Below are 17,718 nucleotides of genomic sequence, written 5' to 3'. Positions count from 1 at the left end.
GGTCAGATCTCGTCGATCGACGAGGACTCGAAGCGGCTGGAGATGTTGATGCCGAGCTCCTCCGCTGCGCGGAAGGCCTCGTCATCCGTGTCTCGGAGGTTGACGGGCGTGCCATCGGCCGAGAGCACCTCGACGTTCAGGCAGAGCGACTGCATCTCCTTCATGAGCACCTTGAACGACTCGGGGATGCCGGGCTCCTGGATGTTCTCGCCCTTGACGATGGCCTCGTAGACCTTCACGCGGCCGACGATGTCGTCGGACTTGATCGTCAGGAGCTCCTGGAGCGCGTACGCGGCACCGTAGGCCTCGAGGGCCCACACCTCCATCTCACCGAAGCGCTGGCCGCCGAACTGCGCCTTACCACCGAGCGGCTGCTGGGTGATCATCGAGTAGGGGCCGGTCGAACGCGCGTGGATCTTGTCGTCCACGAGGTGGTGCAGCTTCAGGATGTACATGTAGCCGACCGAGATGGGCGCCGGGAACGGCTCGCCGGAGCGACCGTCGAACAGCGTCGTCTTGCCCGAGCTGTCGATGAGACGCTCGCCGTCGCGGTTGGGCAGCGTCGAGTCGAGCAGGCCTGCGATCTCCGCCTCGTGCGCACCGTCGAACACCGGAGTCGCGACCTTCGTGCCGGGAGCGGCCTCGCGGGCCTCCTCCGGCAGGTGCACGGCCCACTCGGGGGTGCCTTCGACCTTCCAGCCCTGCTTGGCGATCCACCCGAGGTGAGTCTCCAGCACCTGGCCGAAGTTCATTCGACCCGGGATGCCGAGCGGGTTGAGCACGACGTCGACCGGCGTGCCGTCCGCGAGGAACGGCATGTCCTCGACGGGGAGGATCTTCGCGATGACGCCCTTGTTGCCGTGGCGGCCGGCGAGCTTGTCACCCTCGGTGATCTTGCGCTTCTGGGCGATGTAGACCACGACGCGGCGGTTGACGCCCGAGCCGAGCTCGTCGTCGCCGTCCTCGGCGTTGAACTCCTTGACGGCGATGATCGTGCCCTGCTCGCCGTGGGGCACCTTCAGCGAGGTGTCACGGACTTCGCGGCTCTTCTCGTTGAAGATCGCGCGCAGCAGGCGCTCCTCGGCGCTCAGCTCGGTCTCACCCTTGGGTGTGACCTTGCCGACGAGGATGTCGCCGGGGCGCACCTCGGCGCCGATGCGGACGATGCCGCGCTCATCGAGGTCCTTCAGCAGGTCGGGGCTGACGTTGGGGAGGTCGCGGGTGATCTCCTCCTTGCCGAGCTTCGTGTCGCGGGCATCCACCTCGTACTCCTCGATGTGGATCGAGGAGAGGGTGTCGTTCTTGACGAGGTCCTGGCTGAGGATGATGGCGTCCTCGAAGTTGTGGCCCTCCCACGTCATGAACGCGACGAGCAGGTTCTTTCCGATCGCCAGCTCGCCGTTCTCGGTGGCGGGGCCGTCGGCGATGACCTCGCCGACCTCGACCCGGTCGCCCGCCGAGACGATGACGCGCTGGTTGTAGGAGTTGCCCTGGTTGGAGCGGTCGAACTTGCGCAGGAAGTAGTCCTTCGTGCCGCCTTCGTCCAGCTGCACGGTGACGACGTCGGCGGAGACCTCCATGACGACACCGGCCTTGTCGGCGGTGATGACGTCACCGGCGTCGATGGCGGCGTAGCCCTCCATGCCGGTTCCGACGAACGGCGAGTCGCTGCGCAGCAGCGGCACGGCCTGACGCTGCATGTTCGCACCCATGAGGGCGCGGTTGGCGTCGTCGTGCTCGAGGAACGGGATGAGAGAGGTGCCGACCGACACCATCTGGCGCGGCGAGACGTCCATGTAGCCGATCTCGTCGGCGTGGAAGAGGTCGACCTCGCCACCCTGACCGCGGCGGGCGAGCACGCGCTCGTTGGCGAACTTGCCGTCGGCGGTCAGCTCGACACCGGCCTGAGCGACGATGTAGTCGTTCTCCTCGGATGCCGTGAGGTAGTCGATCTCGTCGGTGACCTTGCCGTCGACCACACGGCGGTACGGCGTCTCGATGAAGCCGAACGCGTTGATGCGGGCGAAGGAGGCGAGCGAGCCGATCAGACCGATGTTCGGGCCTTCCGGCGTCTCGATCGGGCACATGCGGCCGTAGTGCGACGGGTGGACGTCGCGGACCTCGACGCCCGCGCGCTCACGCGACAGACCGCCGGGGCCCAGGGCCGACAGGCGGCGCTTGTGGGTCAGACCCGCGAGCGGGTTGTTCTGGTCCATGAACTGCGACAGCTGCGACGTGCCGAAGAACTCCTTGATCGCCGCCACGACGGGACGGACGTTGATCAGGGTCTGCGGCGTGATCGCCTCGATGTCCTGCGTGGTCATGCGCTCGCGGACGACGCGCTCCATGCGCGACAGACCGGTGCGGACCTGGTTCTGGATGAGCTCGCCGACGGCGCGGATGCGACGGTTGCCGAAGTTGTCGATGTCGTCGACGTCCAGGCGGATCTCGGCGGGCTGGCCTGCTCGCACGCCCGGGATGGTCGCGTCGCCGTTGTGCAAGGCGACCAGGTACTTGATCGTGGCGACGATGTCGTCGACGGTGAGCACCGAGTCGCTCAGCGGCTTGTCGAGGCCGAGCTTCTGGTTGATCTTGTACCGGCCGACCTTCGCGAGGTCGTAGCGCTTCGGGTTGAAGTAGAAGTTGTCCAGCAGCGCGCGGGCGGCCTCGGCGGCGACCTGCTCGCCCGGACGGAGCTTGCGGTAGATGTCGCGGAGCGCGTCCTCCTTGGTGAGGATCGTGTCCTTGCTCAGCGTGTCGGCGATCGACTCGTAGCCGGCGAACTCGGCGAGGATGTCCTCACTGGACAGACCGAGCGCCTTCAGGAACACGGTGACGGACTGCTTGCGCTTGCGGTCGATGCGCACGCCGACCTGGTCGCGCTTGTCGATCTCGAACTCGAGCCAGGCGCCGCGGCTGGGGATGACACGGGCCGAGACGATGTCCTTGTCGCTGGTCTTGTCGGGCGTCTTGTCGAAGTAGACACCGGGGCTACGCACCAGCTGCGAGACGACGACGCGCTCGGTGCCGTTGATGATGAACGTGCCCTTGCCGGTCTGCAGGGGGAAGTCGCCCATGAAGACCGTCTGCGTCTTGATCTCACCCGTGAGGTGGTTCATGAACTCGGCCTCGACGTACAGCGGGGCGGCGTAGGTCTTGCCGCGCTCCTTGCACTCCTCGATCGAGTACTTCTCCGGCTCGAGGTAGGGGTTCGTGAAGCTCAGCTGCATCGTCTCGCCGAGGTCCTCGATGGGCGAGATCTCCTCGAAGATCTCCTCGAGGCCGCTGGTCTCGGGCACATCGGTGCGACCGGCGGCCTTCGCCTCTGCGACACGGGCCTTCCAGGCGTCGTTGCCGACGAGCCAGTCGAAGGACTCCGTCTGCAGCGCGAGAAGGTCGGGGACCGTCAGCGTGTCGGAGATCTTGGCGAACGACAGGCGCGAAGCGCCGCGGCCGTTCTTGGGGGTGGTGGTGGAATTGGTTGCGTTGCGCGCAGCAGCCAAGGGGATTACCTCCATGAGCCCGGGCAGGGGCTGGTTTCCTTGTCGTCAGGTGGAGTGCTCCGTTCCACTCCTGCGCGAGCGCCCCCATGATCCGGGGCACATTGTCAACGCAGGCACAAGCCGACCACCATATGAGGGCATGGGGGAAGGGAGCGCAACTACCCACTATAGTCCGCACGACGCGCCATGTCCAGTCGATTCTTGACGAGCTTCCCCGGCTGCGGTATAAACGCGCGGACGCGCTCTCAGGAGGGACCGGACGACGCCGCGCCGGCGTGGCGAAAGCGCAGGCGCGTGCCCGGCCGCGCCTGACCGAGGAGATCGCGATCGGCATCCGTGACCACGGCGACGACCGGGTAGCCGCCGGTGACCGGGCCGTCCGGGCCGAGGATGACGGGATGTCCGTCCGGCGGCACCTGGATCGCACCGGGCAGCATGCCCTCGCTCGCCAGCTCCGAGACATCGGCGCGCTCCAGCGTCGGCCCCTCCAGGCGGATGCCCACCCGATCGGCCTGTGTGGACACCGTCCAGACCTCCGCGAACAACGGCTCCACCGTGGCGAACCGGTCGGCGCGCGGGCCCGGCGCCAGCGCGATGTCGAGTTCGGCGGCGGGCGGACTCCAGGGCCGCAGATCGACGGCGGGAACCGGCCCGGCGACGTCGCCTCCCACGCCGAGCACATCGCCCGCCGCGAGCGGCGCCGGGCCGAGCCCCGCGAGGGTGTCCGTCGCCCTCGAGCCGAGAAGTGAGCGCACGGCCACGCCGCCGCGGACCGCGAGGTAGGCGCGCACACCGTGCGTGAAGGTGTCGATCTCCAGCTCCGCGCCCACAGGCCAGGGGTGGGCGACGTAGGGGTCGAGCGGCCGGCCGTCGAGACGCATCGTGCCCCACGCACCCGCGAGGGCGAACCAGAGGTCCTCCGCGGATGCCGCGGCATCCCGCACCGCACGGAACCCGCCCATCGTGATCTCGACGCCGGCCGCGGTGGCCGCGGTGCCGACGAGCCGGTTGGCGACCCGCAGCGCCGCCCGGTCGGCCGCCCCGGACAGCGCGACGCCGTCGGCGAGCACGCCGCGCCGCCCCTGGTCCTGTACCGTCGCCGCTGGCCCCGGCGCGCGCACCACGATGCCGTCGCGGGCGCGCGACGACGGCGACACGGCGCGAGGGGCGGCGGCCGGGATGTCAACGCCGACCGGGCGCCCCGCCGCCGACGGCGCCGTCGGAACGAAGCGCACATGGTCGCCGGGCCGAAGGAGCGCGGGGGATGCGGCATCGGGGTCGAACAGCACCGCGGGTGTCGTGCCGATCAGCTGCCAACCGCCGGGCGTCGAGCGCGGATACGCCCCCGAGAAACGTCCCGCGAGCGCGACGGCGCCGGCCGGCACCCGTGGCCGCGGACGCGCCCTCCGCGGCACGTCGAAAGGCCAGTCGGCGCTCACGAGGTAGCCGAAACCGGGCGCGAACCCCGTGAAGGCGACCGTCCAGTCGGCCGCCGCGTGGCGCGCGGTCAGCTGCGCGACGCCGATGCCGAGCTCGGCGGCGAGCGCATGGAGGTCCTCGCCGTCGTAGACGACGGGGACCTCGACGGTGCGAGCCGGCGGGAGTGCGCCCTGCGCGACGGCCGTGCGGGCCGAGAGCACCCACGTCCGCGCCGACGCGAGCGGCATCACCGTCGGGTCGATGACGACGAGCACCGTCTGCGCCGCCGGCACGAGATCGACGATCCCGGGCCGCCGCGTCGCCACGAGTCGGGCGTGCAGCGCGAGAACCGCCTCGAGGTCGTCCACCTCCGCGAGCAGCGCGCGCTCGCCGAAGGGCCGCACCCGGATGCCGCCGCCGATCACCGCGTCGCCGTGCGTCACCATGGCGCGGCGACGTCGACACCCGCGGCATCCAGCGCCGCGCGCACGGCACGGGCCATGGCGACGGCGCCCGGTGAGTCGCCGTGGACGCAGAGTGATGCCGCACCGGTGGCGACGAGGCTGCCGTCGACGGCTTCGACGACCCCGTCGCGCGCCAGTCGCAGCGCGCGTGCAGCCACCTCGTCGGGGTCGTGCAGGAGCGCCCCGGGGTCGCTCCGCGGCACGAGCCCACCGTCGGGCAGGTAGCCGCGATCGAGGAACGCCTCGCGCACGAACGGGACACCGGCCCGCGAGGCATCGTCGGCGATGGCGCCGTCCAGACCCAGGATCGGAACGGCACGGCCGAGCCCCGCGGCCAGCGCCGCCACGGCATCCACCACCGCGCGGGCGTGCGCGGCGTCGGAGCGGACGGCGTGATAGAGCGCCCCGTGGGGCTTGACGTAGCGGATGTCGGCGCCGACGGCGGCGAGGGTGCCGAGCTGGTCGTCCAGGCTCCGGCGGAGATCGGCTGCGCTCATCGCGAGGGGCGTCCGTCCGAAGCCGGCGCGATCGGGGTAGGAAGGGTGCGCTCCGATCGCGACGCCGGTGCGGGCGGCGCGCTCGACCGCGGCGTGCATCGAGGCCATGTCGCCGGCGTGGCCCCCGCACGCGATCGACGCGCTCGAGATCAGCGCGAACATGGCGTCGTCGTCCGCCGTGGGCAGCCCGCCGACCGTCTCGCCGAGATCGGCGTTGAGATCGATGACCGCCACGATCCGAGCGTACCGGCGGCCGGCGTCCGTCGGTGGGGTCGGCCGGTCAACCTGCGGTCACCTGACTGCGGCGTGCACAACTCCGCCTCACACGCGCCGACCGCGGCCCCCACACCCGGCAACGCCGATCCAGGCGGAGTTACGCACGCCACGAGCCGGGTGCGGGCGCGCGAGTACCGTGGGAGGCATGGCTCGCGCGCACGTGGAGGACGACGAACCGCAGGCGCGCCTGTCGGACGGCACGATCGCACGGGTCGTGCCGAGCCGCTACGCGGGCGGCTTCGAACTGGATGTCGACGGCACACCCCAGTCGCACGTCGATCTCGACGACCCGGCGCACCTGCACTTCGAGTACGTGGCCCGGATGGGCGCGGTCATCGACCGGCTCCGGATGCCGGGGCAGCCGCTCACCGCGATCCACCTCGGCGCGGGAGCGCTCACCCTTCCCCGGTACGTCGAGCACACGCGCCCCGGCTCGCGACAGCAGGTGATCGAGCTCGAACAGCCGCTCGTGGACCTCGTGCGCGCCCAGCTGCCGCTGCCGCGCGGCGCACAGGTGCGCGTGCGCATCGGCGACGCCCGCGAGGTCGCCGGTCGCCTTCCCGCGGGGCTGCAGGGCGCCGCCGACCTCGTGGTCTCCGACGTGTTCGCCGGGGCACAGACCCCCGCCCACCTCACCACCGTCGAGTACTTCCGCATCCTCGCCGGGCTCCTCGCTCCCGACGGCGTGCTCCTCGTCAACGTCGCCGACGGGGCGGGACTCGCCTTCGCCCGCCGCGAGGTGGCCACGGTCCGGGAGGTGCTGCCCGAGGTCATCGTGCTCGCGGAGGTGCAGACCCTGAAGGGGCGCCGCTTCGGCAACCTCGTCATCGCGGCATCCCCCTCTCCCCTGCCGGTCGCGTGGCTGCCGCGACTCATGGCCGCGGGCCCGCACCCGGCGAAGGTCGCACAGGGCGCAGAGCTCGACGAGTTCGTGCGCGGCGCTCGCGTGGCGACGGATGCCGACGCGACGGCCTCGCCGAAGCCCGCGGCATCCGTGTTCGAACGCTGAGAATCGGCACCGGCGGCGTGTACAGGCCGTCCCTCCGACGGCCGCGGGTCACACTGGAGGGGTGCGCCTCACCCGGGCGCGTTCGCACGACGAAGGGGGCCCGCCCGTGAGCTACATCAAGGGATACGACCCGCAGACGCTGCGCGAGATCGTGGACCCGCGCGAATGCCAGGAGCGCCTCGACGAGCTGGGCGACCAGCGCAGCCTTCCGGCTCTGCTCGAGCGGGTGTGGCTGCTGAAGGTGCTCGGCCGGTGGGACGAGTCCCTCGTCGTGTCGGAGCAATCGGTGCGGGTGGCGCGGATGGGCGGGACCCGCAAGGATCTCCTGCGCGCACGGATCCTGCACGCGAGCGTGCTGCAGGTGCGGGGAGCCTACGCCGCGGCCCATCAGGAGCTCACCACGTGCGCCGAAGAGGCCGAAGGCCAGGGCTGGGCCGCCCTGGCGGCGTTCGCTTTCCAGCATCGCGGCAAGGTGAGCTACGACGCCGAGGAGTTCGCCGACGCCCGCGCCGACTTCAAGCGCGCGCTGTTCCTGCGCCAGCAGGCGGGTGCCCCCGAGGAGCAGCTCGAATCGACGCTGCTGGCGATCGAAGCCGCCGACCGTCGTCGCAGCACGGCCGTCGCGAGCTGAGTGTCGGACATCCCTTCTAGCGTGTGCGCATGACCGATCTGGACGTCGTCCGGCGCGAGGCCGAGGCTCTCATCCGCACGCATCTCGACGCGTCGTGGACGTTCGCGTTCGACAACGCGAAGCGGCGCGCGGGGGCCTGCGACTACACGCGCCAGCGCATCACCGTCTCGCGGTATCTCGCCGCCCGCTACGACGACGAGACCAACCGGCAGACGCTGTTGCACGAGGTCGCGCACGCGCTCGCCGGTCCGCGAGCCGGGCACGGCAGCGCGTGGAAGCGCACGGCGCGCCTGCTGGGCTACACCGGCGGCACAACCCACCACGGCGAGACGGCCACCGAGCTGGCGCCCTGGGTCGGCATCTGCCCCCGCGGCCACATCGCCTATCGCCATCGCCGCGCCACCCGACCGACCTCGTGCGCGCGCTGCTCGGCATCCTTCGACGACCGCTACCTCTTCGTCTGGACGAGACGCGAGATCTCGCCGGCCACACGTCGGGCGGCGATGACGCCGCGGGAGAGCGTGGGCGCGTCGCTCTGAGCCCGGCTCGTGCGTGCAGCGAGAACCCTCAGGCGTACGGCACGAAGACGCCGTCGCGCAGCACCGGCGCCGACGACACGGTATCGACCTGGGCGGCAGCGAGCACGTCGTCGCGAAGGCCCTGGTCGATGAGCTCCTGCCCCGAACCGCTGGCGGTGAGCAGGTGCCGCAGCGCGGGACGAAGGCCTCGGAACGCTTCGCCGGCGGCCGCGGCTTCGGGAGAGGTGTGGTCGATGCCGAGCGCTCCGAGGGCGTCGACGATCGCGCCGGCGCCGAGAAGGTCTTCCACCGCGACGCGGAGAGCGGCGCCGGGCTCACGGGATGAGAGCTCGCCGGCGGCGATGACGAGGATGCTCGTCCTCGCGGCGCGGCGCTGCTGCTCGGCCATGACGGCGGCGGCCACCGCACCTGCGCTGACGAGCGCCCCCAGAAACACCACCGCTGCGCTGTCGGCGGCACGGGCTGCGACGGCCGCGCCGTTCAGCGACACGGCGTGGGCGTCGGCATCCAGGGCGACGGTGACGCCCGCCGCGATACGCCGCGCGACCGTACTCGAGAATCGGAGCACGTCGACGACGACCACGATGTCGGATGCCGCAGCGCGCTCGAGCCCCGACACCCCCCATTCCATGCGCACCTGATAGCGGGACTGATCGAACGGGGAGGGCATGTCTCCAGGCTACGGGCAGGCGGATGCGAGACTGGGCACATGCGGATCATGCTGAAGCTCGTCCTCGACTGCGATGCGGATGCCGCGTGGCGAGCGCTGCACTCGCCGCGGGCGGTGGCCGATCTGTACGGCCCCTTCGTGCAACTGGTGCCGATGGCGGCAGAGGGGCTGCCGTCGCGGTTGGAGGCGGGCGCCGACGTTCCCGTTCGCATGAGCATCGCCGGGCGGATCACGCTCGGACAGCAGCTGATCCACGTGAGTGAGCGTCACATGGACGATGCGAACGGTCCCGTCCGCATCTTCCGCGACAGCGGCATCCCGCTCACCGGCCCTCTCGCGGCCCTCGATGTCTGGGACCACCAGATGGCCGTCTCCCCCGCACCGGGCGATCCGTCGCGAACCCTTTGGCGCGACCGACTCGTCATCGGCGGTGCGGCGGCGGCCGCGCTCTGGCCCGTGCTGTGGGCGACGTGGCAGTGGCGCGGCGCGCGGCTGAAGGCGCTGGCGCCGACCTGGGCGTACGACCCCGACACCGTGCAGAGCGTCCCCGGCGACGCGTCGACGCGCTGACCGCCACCCTTCGGAAAAGCCGGCCGCCACGGTCGAAGCCGTGACCGCGGCGGCCGGTGTCCGGGCGCTCCCGATGCGCCCGGAGACTCATTCGGCGAGGGCCTCCACGGCGCTCACCCGTGTCGCCAGCCGCGTCGGTACGACCGTCGCGACGGCAGTCAGCAGTGCCGTCGCCGCCACGACGATGAGCACCGGCATCCACGGCACGGCGGGAGCCACGATCGTCGGCGACGAGAACGACGGCGGCAGCGTGACCGACCCGAGCAGCGACTGCACCGCCACCCAGCCGTAGGCGACGCCGAGCACCAGACCGAACGCGAGTGCCGTAACCGTCACGTGCACGGCCTCCAGCAGCACCACGGTGCGCACCTGCGCCGACGACAACCCCAGCGCACGCAGCAGACCGAGCTCGCGTCGGCGCTGGACGACGCCGATCGTCAGAAGGTTGACGAGCCCGACGGCGGCGATCACCGCGGATACCGCCACGAGACCCATCATGATCGCCGCAAAGGTGTCGAGCACGCGGCTCAGCTCAGCAGGCGGAACGCCGTCGGCGGCCGCGGTCAGCAGGGACTTCACCGACGCGCTCGCGACCGCGAACATCACGACGAGCGTCACCCCCATCACGACGCCGATGGCCATCCGGCTGGCCCGCTCGGGGTAGCGCAGCGCATTCTCGGCCGCCAGGCGCGCCGGCGCAGACCGTCCGAAGGCACGGCCACTGAGACGCAGCAGCGGCGGCATGACGAGCACAGCGCCCAGCGCGAGAGCGGTGAAGGACAGCACGCCCCCGAAGAAGGCGACGATGACGCCCAGCGGCGATGCGGTCCCGACGGCCACGCCGGTGGCGAGCAGGGCTGCGCCGACGGCCCCGAGGCCGGCCGCGACCGCCGTACGCCCGCGCGAACGGGTCTCGTCGCGCGTGCGCGGTGTGGCTCCCCCGAGCGCCTGCAGCGGCGTCACGGCCAGCACGCGGCGCGACCCGCTCCAGGCGCCGGCCCAGGTGGTGATCGCCACGACGGCGGCGGGGACCAGCAGCACCGGCTGCAGCACGGCGTAGCCGACGGTGACGTGCAGCACGGCATCGGCGGCGCGGACGAGAACCGCAGCGACGGCGGCTCCCAGGACGAGTCCCGTGGTGGCTCCGATGACGCCGACGCCCCAGCCCTGACGGCCGACCGCGCGGCGCTGCGCCCGCGCTGACGCACCGATCAGCCGCATCAGGGCGATCTGACGGGTGCGACCGGCGACGATGGTCGCGAAAGTGTTGGCCGTCACGATCGCAGCGACGTACACGGCGACGCCGACCAGCAGGACGCTCAGGATGCCGAGGACGATCGCGACCGTCTCACTGTCGCCCAGGTACGGGTCGCTGCGCGCCCAGGTCGCGATGTAGCCGGTGGCGGTCAGCAGCAGCACGCCGAACGCGGAGGAGATGGCGGCGACGAGAATGCTCGCCCCCATGCCGCGCTCGCGCAGCCACCCGCCTCTGGCCGCGTCACGTCGGGAGGACCTCGTCGGCGGCGCGGCGCGATCGGCGACCAGGGCGCTCACGCCCTCACCTCCGCGGCCAGCATGAACGCCGCGACCTGCTCAGCGGTCTGCGCGGGCTTGTCGGCGACGACACGGCCGTCACCGAGGAACAGCACGCGATCGGCATGCGCAGCGGCCACGGGGTCGTGCGTCACCATCGCAATGGACTGTCCGTGATCCCGGCTGGCGGCGGCGAGAAGGGAGAGCACCTCACGGCTCGAGCGCGAGTCGAGGTTGCCGGTCGGTTCGTCGGCGAAGACGAGGTCGGGCGCCGTCGCGAGGGCGCGAGCGATGGCGACGCGCTGCTGTTGGCCGCCGGACAGCTCGTGCGGCCGGTGCTGCAGGCGTGCCCGCAGCCCCAGGGTGTCGATGAGGGCATCGATGCGAGCCCGTTCCAGCGCCGTCGGGCGCCGTCCGTCGAGGTCGAAGGGCAGCATGATGTTGCCGATCGCGTCGAGGGTCGGCACGAGGTTGAACGCCTGGAAGACGAAGCCGATCCGACGCCGGCGAAGAATCGTCAGCTCGAGGTCGGACAGACCCGTGATCTCGGTGTCGCCGATCCACGCCCGACCGCTGGTGGCGCTGTCCAGCCCGGCCATGATGTGCATGAGCGTCGACTTGCCCGAGCCCGAGGGGCCCATGATGGCGGTGAACTCCCCGCGGCGGATGCCGACGGTGACGCCGTCGAGGGCACGCACCGCGCTCTCCCCGCCGCCGTAGGTCTTGGTGAGGCTCTGCACGCGAGCGGCGAGCCCGAGTTCGGTCGTGGTGATCTGCATGATCTCGACGCTACGGAGGGCGTCTGCAGCCCCGCGTCGGCCTCGCGTCGCGGAGACGTACATCGCAAGGATGATGCGGCGACGACGCGCTCTCAGGCCAAGCCGTGCTCGAACGCGAAGACGACCAGCTGCACGCGGTCACGGAGTCCGAGCTTTCCCAGCACGCGGCTGATGTGTGTCTTCACCGTGGCCTCGGACAGGAACTCGCGCTGGGCGATCTCGGCGTTGGAGAGGCCGCGGGCGGCGAGGGCGAAGATCTCCCGCTCTCGGTCGGTGAGCTCGGCGAACGCCGGCGGTGCGGCACGCAGAGGGGCCGAGAACTGGGCGAACAGCTCACGCGTGGCCGCGGCGGCGATGACCGCCGAGCCCGACTGCACCGTGCGGATGGCCGCGAGGAGGAACTCCGGATCGGCGTCCTTCAGGAGAAAGCCGCTCGCCCCCTGACGAATGGCTCGCGCGGCCGCCTCGTCGAGATCGAAGGTCGTGAGCATGACGATCCGCGGGGGTGCGCTCGCCAGCGTCGTATCGGACAGCAGCTCCGCGGTCGCAGCGAGGCCGTCCATCACCGGCATCCGGATGTCCATGAGCACGACGTCGGGGCGCGTCTGTCGGACGACCCGCACGCCTTCCGCCCCGTCTCCGGCTTCACCGACGACGGTCAGGTCCGGCTGCGAATCGATGACCATGCGGATGCCGGCGCGAAAGAGGGCCTGGTCGTCGATGAGGACGACACGGATCGGCGCGCTCACCGCGCCGCCTCCCGGACGTGCGAACCCGGCAGCGTCGGCCCGGGCACGCGGGATCCCGGCGTCATCGCTTCGGCGGCGATCGGCAGCGAGGCACTCACCACGAAGTCCCGCCCGCGGGGAGCCGCCTCGAGGTTCCCGCCGACGAGTTGTGCACGCTCACGCATGCCGATGAGCCCGTGCCCGCGCGCCTCGCCGTCTGCGCGGTCGCCGTGCGCGCCGGCAAGCGGCGACGGCGGATCGATGGGATTGCTCACGGTCAGCTCCACCCGTCCAGGGTGCCACGCCAGCCGCACGCTCACCTCGGAGCGTGCGCCGTGGCGCAGCGCATTGGTGAGCGCCTCCTGCAGGATGCGGAAGACGGCGAGCTGCACGGCCGAGGGCACCTCGGCGGCCGGCATCGGGTCGACATCGACGCGCAGTGCGACCCCCGCCGCGCGGACCTGCGCATAGAGCTGTTCCAGGTCGGCGAGCGTCGGCTGTGGCCCTTCGGCCTGCGTGTGCCGCAGCTGCGTCAGCAGCATCCGGACGTCGGACAGCGCGGCGCGGGCCGTGGCCGAGATGGTGCCGAGAGTCGCTGCGGCAACGGCCGGGTCGGATGCCGCCGCGTAGCGCGCACCGTCGGCCTGAGCGATCACGACCGCGAGCGAGTGGGCGACGACGTCGTGCATGTCGCGGGCGATGCGGGTGCGCTCGGCCTCGGCGATCGCCGTCGCCTCGGCGAGTTCTTGCGCGCGGCGGTTCTCGCGCGCACGCAGCGTGGTGCGCACCAGCGCGCCGGTCGTCCACGACAGCAGCAGAGCGAACGCGGCGGAGGCGAAGGTGGCGACGCTGGCGAACACGTACGTGCCGATGCCGTTCGGCGTGCCCGCTCCGAGCAGGAGCGGCACCACGACGATGTAGGCGGCGATCGCGAACGCACCGACCAGGGATGAGGCGAGTCCGAACCAGAACGTGCGTCGGGCGCCGTATGCGGCGGTGGTGTAGAGCACACCGAAGATCACGACGTTCGCCGGCAGGGGCGGCAGGCCGCTGGCCATCTGCATGATCGCGGCCACCCAGCAGACCGCGAGCGCCAGCTCCGGCGCGAGGCGGCGGATCGCGCCGGCGGCCGAGAAGACCACGGTGAGAACCAGCGCGACGGCGAGCGCCACGCGCGGCGGCAGCACGCCCGAGCTCACCGAGTCCCAGGGGACGAGGGTGGCCAGCACGGCGAACATCGCGAAGACGCCGGCGGCGACGATGTCGACCGTCAGCTGCGTGCGGGTGAGCGTGCGGAACACGCTTCGACGCTACGCGACGGCGCGTGTCGCGGCATCCATCGCGGGATGTATTGCAGTCGGCGGCGCCCGGCGGCGCTAGGACGCGCCGAGCGGGACGATCGGCCGGTGCTCGTAGAACGTCTGGAGGACGACGGTGGTGCGAGTGCGGACGGAGGCCGCGAGGCGGATGTCGCGCACGAGCTCTTCGAGTGCGCGCGGCGAGGCGACGCGGGCGAAGAGCATGTAGCTGGCGTCGCCGGCGATCGAGTGGCAGGCCTCGATGGCGTCGAGGTGCTCGAGCAGCTCGGGCGCATTGTCGGGCTGGGCGGGATCGAGCGGGGTGATCTCGATGAACGCGGCCAGGGGGCGTCCGGCCGCATCGGCATCGACGAGGGCACGATACCCGGTGATGACCTCGCGGGACTCGAGGCGCTTGAGCCGCGCCTGCACCGCCGAGACCGACAATCCGACGGCGGCGGACAGGTCAGCCAGGGTCATCCGCCCGTCACGGGAGACCTCGGCAACGATTCGACGGTCGACATCATCTTCCACACATGGAAGAATATCTGACGCAATCCACTCAGGCCGTAAATATTCCTGCCAAACGATCGGAGGTGCCCACCATGTCCCTTCTCACTCCCGCGAAGTCCGTCATCGGAGAGCCCGAGGTCGTCGAAGACGACCGACCGATCACCCAGCTCGTCGAAGACGACCGACCGATCGCCCAGCAGCCGGCCTGGCTGGCCCTGAAGGACGCCGTCTCACGACTGCAGCCGCTGCAAGCACCCGACGGCGCGGTGCCCGACCCCGCTCACCGTGATCAGGCGACCTCGCTGGTCGCCGTCGTTGCGAAGGCGATCGAGACTCTCGCGCCCCTGTTCCCGCACGACGCCGATTATCTGTCGGCGTGCGTGGTCGACCTGCACCGCTGGGCGGACTCCGGTTTCGGCGCGCCCGACTTCCTCGACTCCTTGGTCGCCTTCCAGCCGCAGCGCGATCGGGTCGATGGCCTGCGCCATCTCGTCGTCTTTCCGATGTACACGCAGAACGGCTCCCGCGACCGCCACCTGGAGGCGGTGCTCTGCGAGGTGATCTGGCCGGGGTTCATCGCCGAGCTCGAACAGACCTACACCAACGGCCTGTTCGTCTCCCTCCGCCTGCTGGACTTCACGTCCGGCTACGACACGAACTCGGCGGTGCTGTTCCCGGAGACGGTCGCCATGCGCGAGATCCCGGCGTTCACCTGGGGCGCGATCTTCCAGGACCGTGAAGCGGCGCGTTTCCGACGCGTGGTCGCCGCGGCATCCGAGATCACGAAGCTCGATATGCCGGAGGGCGTCAGGCGCCTGCTCGCCGACCAGCGCTTGACCGAGCAGACCTTCGTGATGTGGGACCTGATCCACGACCGCAGCCACATGCGCGGGGACCTGCCGTTCGACCCGTTCATGATCAAGCAGCGCATGCCGTACTTCTTGTACACGCTGGAGGAACTGCGATGCGATCTGACGGCGTACCGGGAGTGCGTCGGCATCGCCGCGCGGCTGAGCGCGCGCGTCGATGAGGGCGACGATCTGACGGATGCCGAGCGGGAGATGCTCGATCACGCGCGACTCGTCCCGTACGCGGTGCTCTTCGACCGGATCTTCCGATTCGCCATCACCGGGTCGCGGGTGCGCAACTACGACGGTCTCGGCGGGCAGCTGCTCTTCGCCTGGCTGCACCAGCGCGGCGTGCTGCACTGGACCGACACCGCTCTCGCCCTCGACTGGGACGAGGTGCCGGCGGCGGTCATCGCCCTCAGCGATGCGATCGACCGGCTGTACTGGGAGTCGATCGACCGACCGAAGGTCGCGCACTGGCTCGCCGCCTACGAGCTCGTGAGCAGCGTCGTGACCCCTCACCCGGCGTCGCTCTGGGCGCGCGGTCTGCCCGACGACGTGCTGGCCGGAGCCCCGAAGGGCTACACCGACGCCGTGCTGGACGACGAGTTCCCGCTGTCGATGTTCTTCGAGGCGCTCGACAAGAAGATGCAGAGCGTCATCTCCTCGACCACGGGCATCACGGGCCGCGATGGGTGACGGCGTGCGCGGGCGCTCGGTCATGATCGCCGGTGCGACGAGCGCGAGCGGGCACGCCGCCGCACGCGCGCTCGTGGCGGCGGGGGCGAACGTCATCGCGGTGGGGCGACGGGCGGACGCTCTGATCCCCCTCCGAGAACTGGGCGCCCGCACCGTCGTGTGCGACCTCGCCGACGAAGCGGAGGTCGCGCGCTTCGCGGCGACGCTCGCGGCGGACGGCGTACGCCTCGATGGGCTGCTGCACCTCGTCGGCGGCTGGCGCGGCGGTGGAGGGCTGCGCGGCCAGACCGAGGCCGATTACCGAGATCTCGAGAGCGGACTGAGCGCCCTGCGGCACGTCACGAGAGCATGGTGGGACGATCTGCGTGCCTCCGCCGCTGCACGCGCGGCGATCGTGTCGTCCACGGCGGTCGCGCGTCCCCTGGCCGGCGGCGCGAACTACGCGGCCGTCAAGGCGGCCGAGGAGACGTGGGCGCGGGCGATGGCGCAGGGGTTCGCGAAGGACGCGCGCGATCGCTCGATGCCGCAGAGCGCGGCATCCGTCATCTTCCGCATCCGCGCGCTCGAGGGTCTCGAGGACGAGCTGGCCCGTGCCTTCGTCGGTCTGTGGGACCTCGACGCCGCCACCGTCAACGACACGATCGTCGCTCTCGGCGCGTCGAACTAGATTGGATGTCCGTGACGACTCTCCACGACACCGCCGTGCGCGGCTTCGCCAGCGACAACTACTCGGGCGTCCACCCCGAGATCCTCGAGGCCATCGCCGCCGCCAACCACGGACACCAGATCGCGTACGGCGAGGATGCGTACACGGCCCGACTGCAGGAGGTGTTCCGTCACCACTTCGGTGCGGGCGTCGAGGCGTTCCCCGTCTTCAACGGAACGGGCGCGAACGTCGTCGGGCTGCAGTCGATGCTCCCGCGCTGGGGGGCGGTGATCGCGGCATCCACCGCGCACATCAACGTCGACGAAGGCGGTGCCCCGGAGCGCGTGGCGGGGATCAAGATCCTGAACGTCCCCACCGACGACGGCAAGCTCACCCCCGAGCTCGTCGATCGCGAGGCCTGGGGGTGGGGTGACGAGCACCGCGCGCAGCCGCTCGTCGTCTCGATCACGCAGTCGTCCGAACTCGGAACCCTCTACAACCCCGACGAGATCGCAGCCCTCGCCGACCATGCGCACGCGCGCGGTATGCGCCTGCACCTCGACGGCGCCCGGATCTCCAACGCGGCTGCGGCGCTCGACCTGCCGCTGCGCGCCTTCACGACCGATGTCGGCGTCGACGTGCTGAGCTTCGGTGGGACGAAGAACGGCGCGCTCGGCGGAGAGGCCGTCATTGTCCTGAACCCGGATGCCGCGGAAGGACTTCTGTTCCTGCGCAAGCTCAACATGCAGCTGGCGTCGAAGATGCGCTTCATCTCCGCGCAGCTGGTGGCACTGCTCGAGGGAGACCTGTACCTGCGCAATGCCCGCCACGCCAACGCGATGGCCCAGCGGCTTCGTGCCGGCGTCGAGGCGGGCATCGCCGACGGATCGATCACGGGGGTGTCGTTCAGCCAGCCGACGCAGGCCAACGGCGTGTTCGCGGTGCTGCCGGACGGTGTCGCCGACACCCTCCGTGAGAGCTTCCGCTTCTACGACTGGGACGCGGCGAAGAACGAAGTCCGCTGGATGTGCTCCTTCGACACGTCCGAGGACGACGTCGACGCGTTCATCGCGGAGCTCGCCCGCCTCACCTGAGA

At 70.9% G+C, this 17,718-nt stretch carries 16 protein-coding genes; 7 read left to right on the top strand and 9 right to left on the bottom strand.

Annotation, left to right across the window (positions count from 1 at the left end; genetic code table 11):
• Positions 1 to 2 precede the first annotated feature (2 nt).
• From CEP17_RS11965 to CEP17_RS11955, 3 genes are all read right to left on the bottom strand, one after another.
• Positions 3 to 3,503 (bottom strand): DNA-directed RNA polymerase subunit beta, encoded by a 3,501-nt coding sequence (locus CEP17_RS11965; RefSeq protein ID WP_039413142.1) that lies wholly within the window; start codon positions 3,501 to 3,503, stop codon positions 3 to 5.
• A gap of 245 nt (positions 3,504 to 3,748) precedes the next feature.
• Positions 3,749 to 5,368 (bottom strand): 5-oxoprolinase/urea amidolyase family protein, encoded by a 1,620-nt coding sequence (locus CEP17_RS11960; RefSeq protein WP_112932401.1) that lies wholly within the window; start codon positions 5,366 to 5,368, stop codon positions 3,749 to 3,751.
• Positions 5,362 to 6,117: a 5-oxoprolinase subunit PxpA gene (locus CEP17_RS11955; RefSeq protein ID WP_112932400.1), complete on the bottom strand. Its 756-nt coding sequence runs from the start codon at positions 6,115 to 6,117 to the stop codon at positions 5,362 to 5,364. The genes CEP17_RS11960 and CEP17_RS11955 overlap by 7 nt, the downstream gene beginning before the upstream one ends.
• Positions 6,118 to 6,304: 187 nt before the next feature.
• Here CEP17_RS11955 and CEP17_RS11950 point away from each other — a divergent pair, with 187 nt between their 5' ends.
• From CEP17_RS11950 to CEP17_RS11940, 3 genes are all read left to right on the top strand, one after another.
• A complete protein-coding gene (locus tag CEP17_RS11950; RefSeq protein WP_112932399.1) occupies positions 6,305 to 7,168 on the top strand; it encodes a fused MFS/spermidine synthase in 864 nt (287 codons plus the stop codon).
• A 106-nt stretch (positions 7,169 to 7,274) separates the two neighbouring features.
• Positions 7,275 to 7,799 (top strand): hypothetical protein, encoded by a 525-nt coding sequence (locus CEP17_RS11945; protein WP_036316723.1) that lies wholly within the window; start codon positions 7,275 to 7,277, stop codon positions 7,797 to 7,799.
• Positions 7,800 to 7,828: 29 nt separating this feature from the next.
• Positions 7,829 to 8,338: a SprT-like domain-containing protein gene (locus tag CEP17_RS11940; RefSeq protein ID WP_112932398.1), complete on the top strand. Its 510-nt coding sequence runs from the start codon at positions 7,829 to 7,831 to the stop codon at positions 8,336 to 8,338.
• A gap of 28 nt (positions 8,339 to 8,366) precedes the next feature.
• On the opposite strand, the gene CEP17_RS11935 is transcribed toward CEP17_RS11940, so the two are convergent.
• On the bottom strand, positions 8,367 to 9,008 hold the full coding sequence (locus tag CEP17_RS11935) for a 2-phosphosulfolactate phosphatase (RefSeq protein ID WP_112932397.1): 642 nt from the start codon (positions 9,006 to 9,008) through the stop codon (positions 8,367 to 8,369).
• Between the two features lie 39 nt (positions 9,009 to 9,047).
• Between CEP17_RS11935 and CEP17_RS11930 the strand changes: the two genes are divergently transcribed.
• Positions 9,048 to 9,578: a hypothetical protein gene (locus CEP17_RS11930; RefSeq protein WP_112932396.1), complete on the top strand. Its 531-nt coding sequence runs from the start codon at positions 9,048 to 9,050 to the stop codon at positions 9,576 to 9,578.
• An 87-nt stretch (positions 9,579 to 9,665) separates the two neighbouring features.
• On the opposite strand, the gene CEP17_RS11925 is transcribed toward CEP17_RS11930, so the two are convergent.
• The 5 genes from CEP17_RS11925 to CEP17_RS11905 all read right to left on the bottom strand — a co-directional run bounded on the left by CEP17_RS11925 (position 9,666) and on the right by CEP17_RS11905 (position 14,450).
• Positions 9,666 to 11,132, bottom strand: a complete 1,467-nt coding sequence (locus CEP17_RS11925) for an ABC transporter permease (protein ID WP_112932395.1) — start codon at positions 11,130 to 11,132, stop codon at positions 9,666 to 9,668.
• The gene (locus CEP17_RS11920; protein WP_036316731.1) at positions 11,129 to 11,890 is read right to left on the bottom strand and encodes an ABC transporter ATP-binding protein; all 762 of its coding nucleotides are present in this window, start codon (positions 11,888 to 11,890) and stop codon (positions 11,129 to 11,131) included. Before CEP17_RS11920 ends, CEP17_RS11925 begins: the two co-directional genes overlap by 4 nt.
• 92 nt (positions 11,891 to 11,982) lie before the next feature.
• Complete coding sequence (locus CEP17_RS11915) at positions 11,983 to 12,639, bottom strand: response regulator transcription factor (protein WP_112932394.1); 657 nt, start codon at positions 12,637 to 12,639, stop codon at positions 11,983 to 11,985.
• Positions 12,636 to 13,919, bottom strand: a complete 1,284-nt coding sequence (locus CEP17_RS11910) for a histidine kinase (protein WP_112932393.1) — start codon at positions 13,917 to 13,919, stop codon at positions 12,636 to 12,638. Before CEP17_RS11910 ends, CEP17_RS11915 begins: the two co-directional genes overlap by 4 nt.
• Before the next feature lie 75 nt (positions 13,920 to 13,994).
• Positions 13,995 to 14,450, bottom strand: coding sequence for an Lrp/AsnC family transcriptional regulator (locus CEP17_RS11905; RefSeq protein ID WP_081767941.1), 456 nt, complete (start codon positions 14,448 to 14,450; stop codon positions 13,995 to 13,997).
• A 71-nt stretch (positions 14,451 to 14,521) separates the two neighbouring features.
• On the opposite strand from CEP17_RS11905, the gene CEP17_RS11900 reads away from it, so the two are divergent.
• From CEP17_RS11900 to CEP17_RS11890, 3 genes are read left to right on the top strand one after another with little or no spacing between them, the layout of a single operon-like run.
• Positions 14,522 to 15,976, top strand: coding sequence for a DUF6421 family protein (locus tag CEP17_RS11900; protein ID WP_112932392.1), 1,455 nt, complete (start codon positions 14,522 to 14,524; stop codon positions 15,974 to 15,976).
• The gene (locus CEP17_RS11895; protein WP_112932391.1) at positions 15,969 to 16,643 is read left to right on the top strand and encodes an SDR family NAD(P)-dependent oxidoreductase; all 675 of its coding nucleotides are present in this window, start codon (positions 15,969 to 15,971) and stop codon (positions 16,641 to 16,643) included. The genes CEP17_RS11900 and CEP17_RS11895 overlap by 8 nt, the downstream gene beginning before the upstream one ends.
• An 11-nt stretch (positions 16,644 to 16,654) precedes the next feature.
• Entirely contained in the window at positions 16,655 to 17,716 is a 1,062-nt protein-coding gene (locus CEP17_RS11890) for a low specificity L-threonine aldolase (protein ID WP_112932965.1), read from the top strand.
• The last annotated feature ends 2 nt before the right edge of the window (positions 17,717 to 17,718 follow it).

Origin of the sequence: Microbacterium sp. PM5, from assembly GCF_003293595.1 — a bacterium.
In the GTDB taxonomy this organism is placed as follows: Bacteria; Actinomycetota; Actinomycetes; order Actinomycetales; family Microbacteriaceae; genus Microbacterium.
Note: the sequence above shows the minus strand (reverse complement) of the source record. Positions and strands in the feature narration are given on the sequence as shown.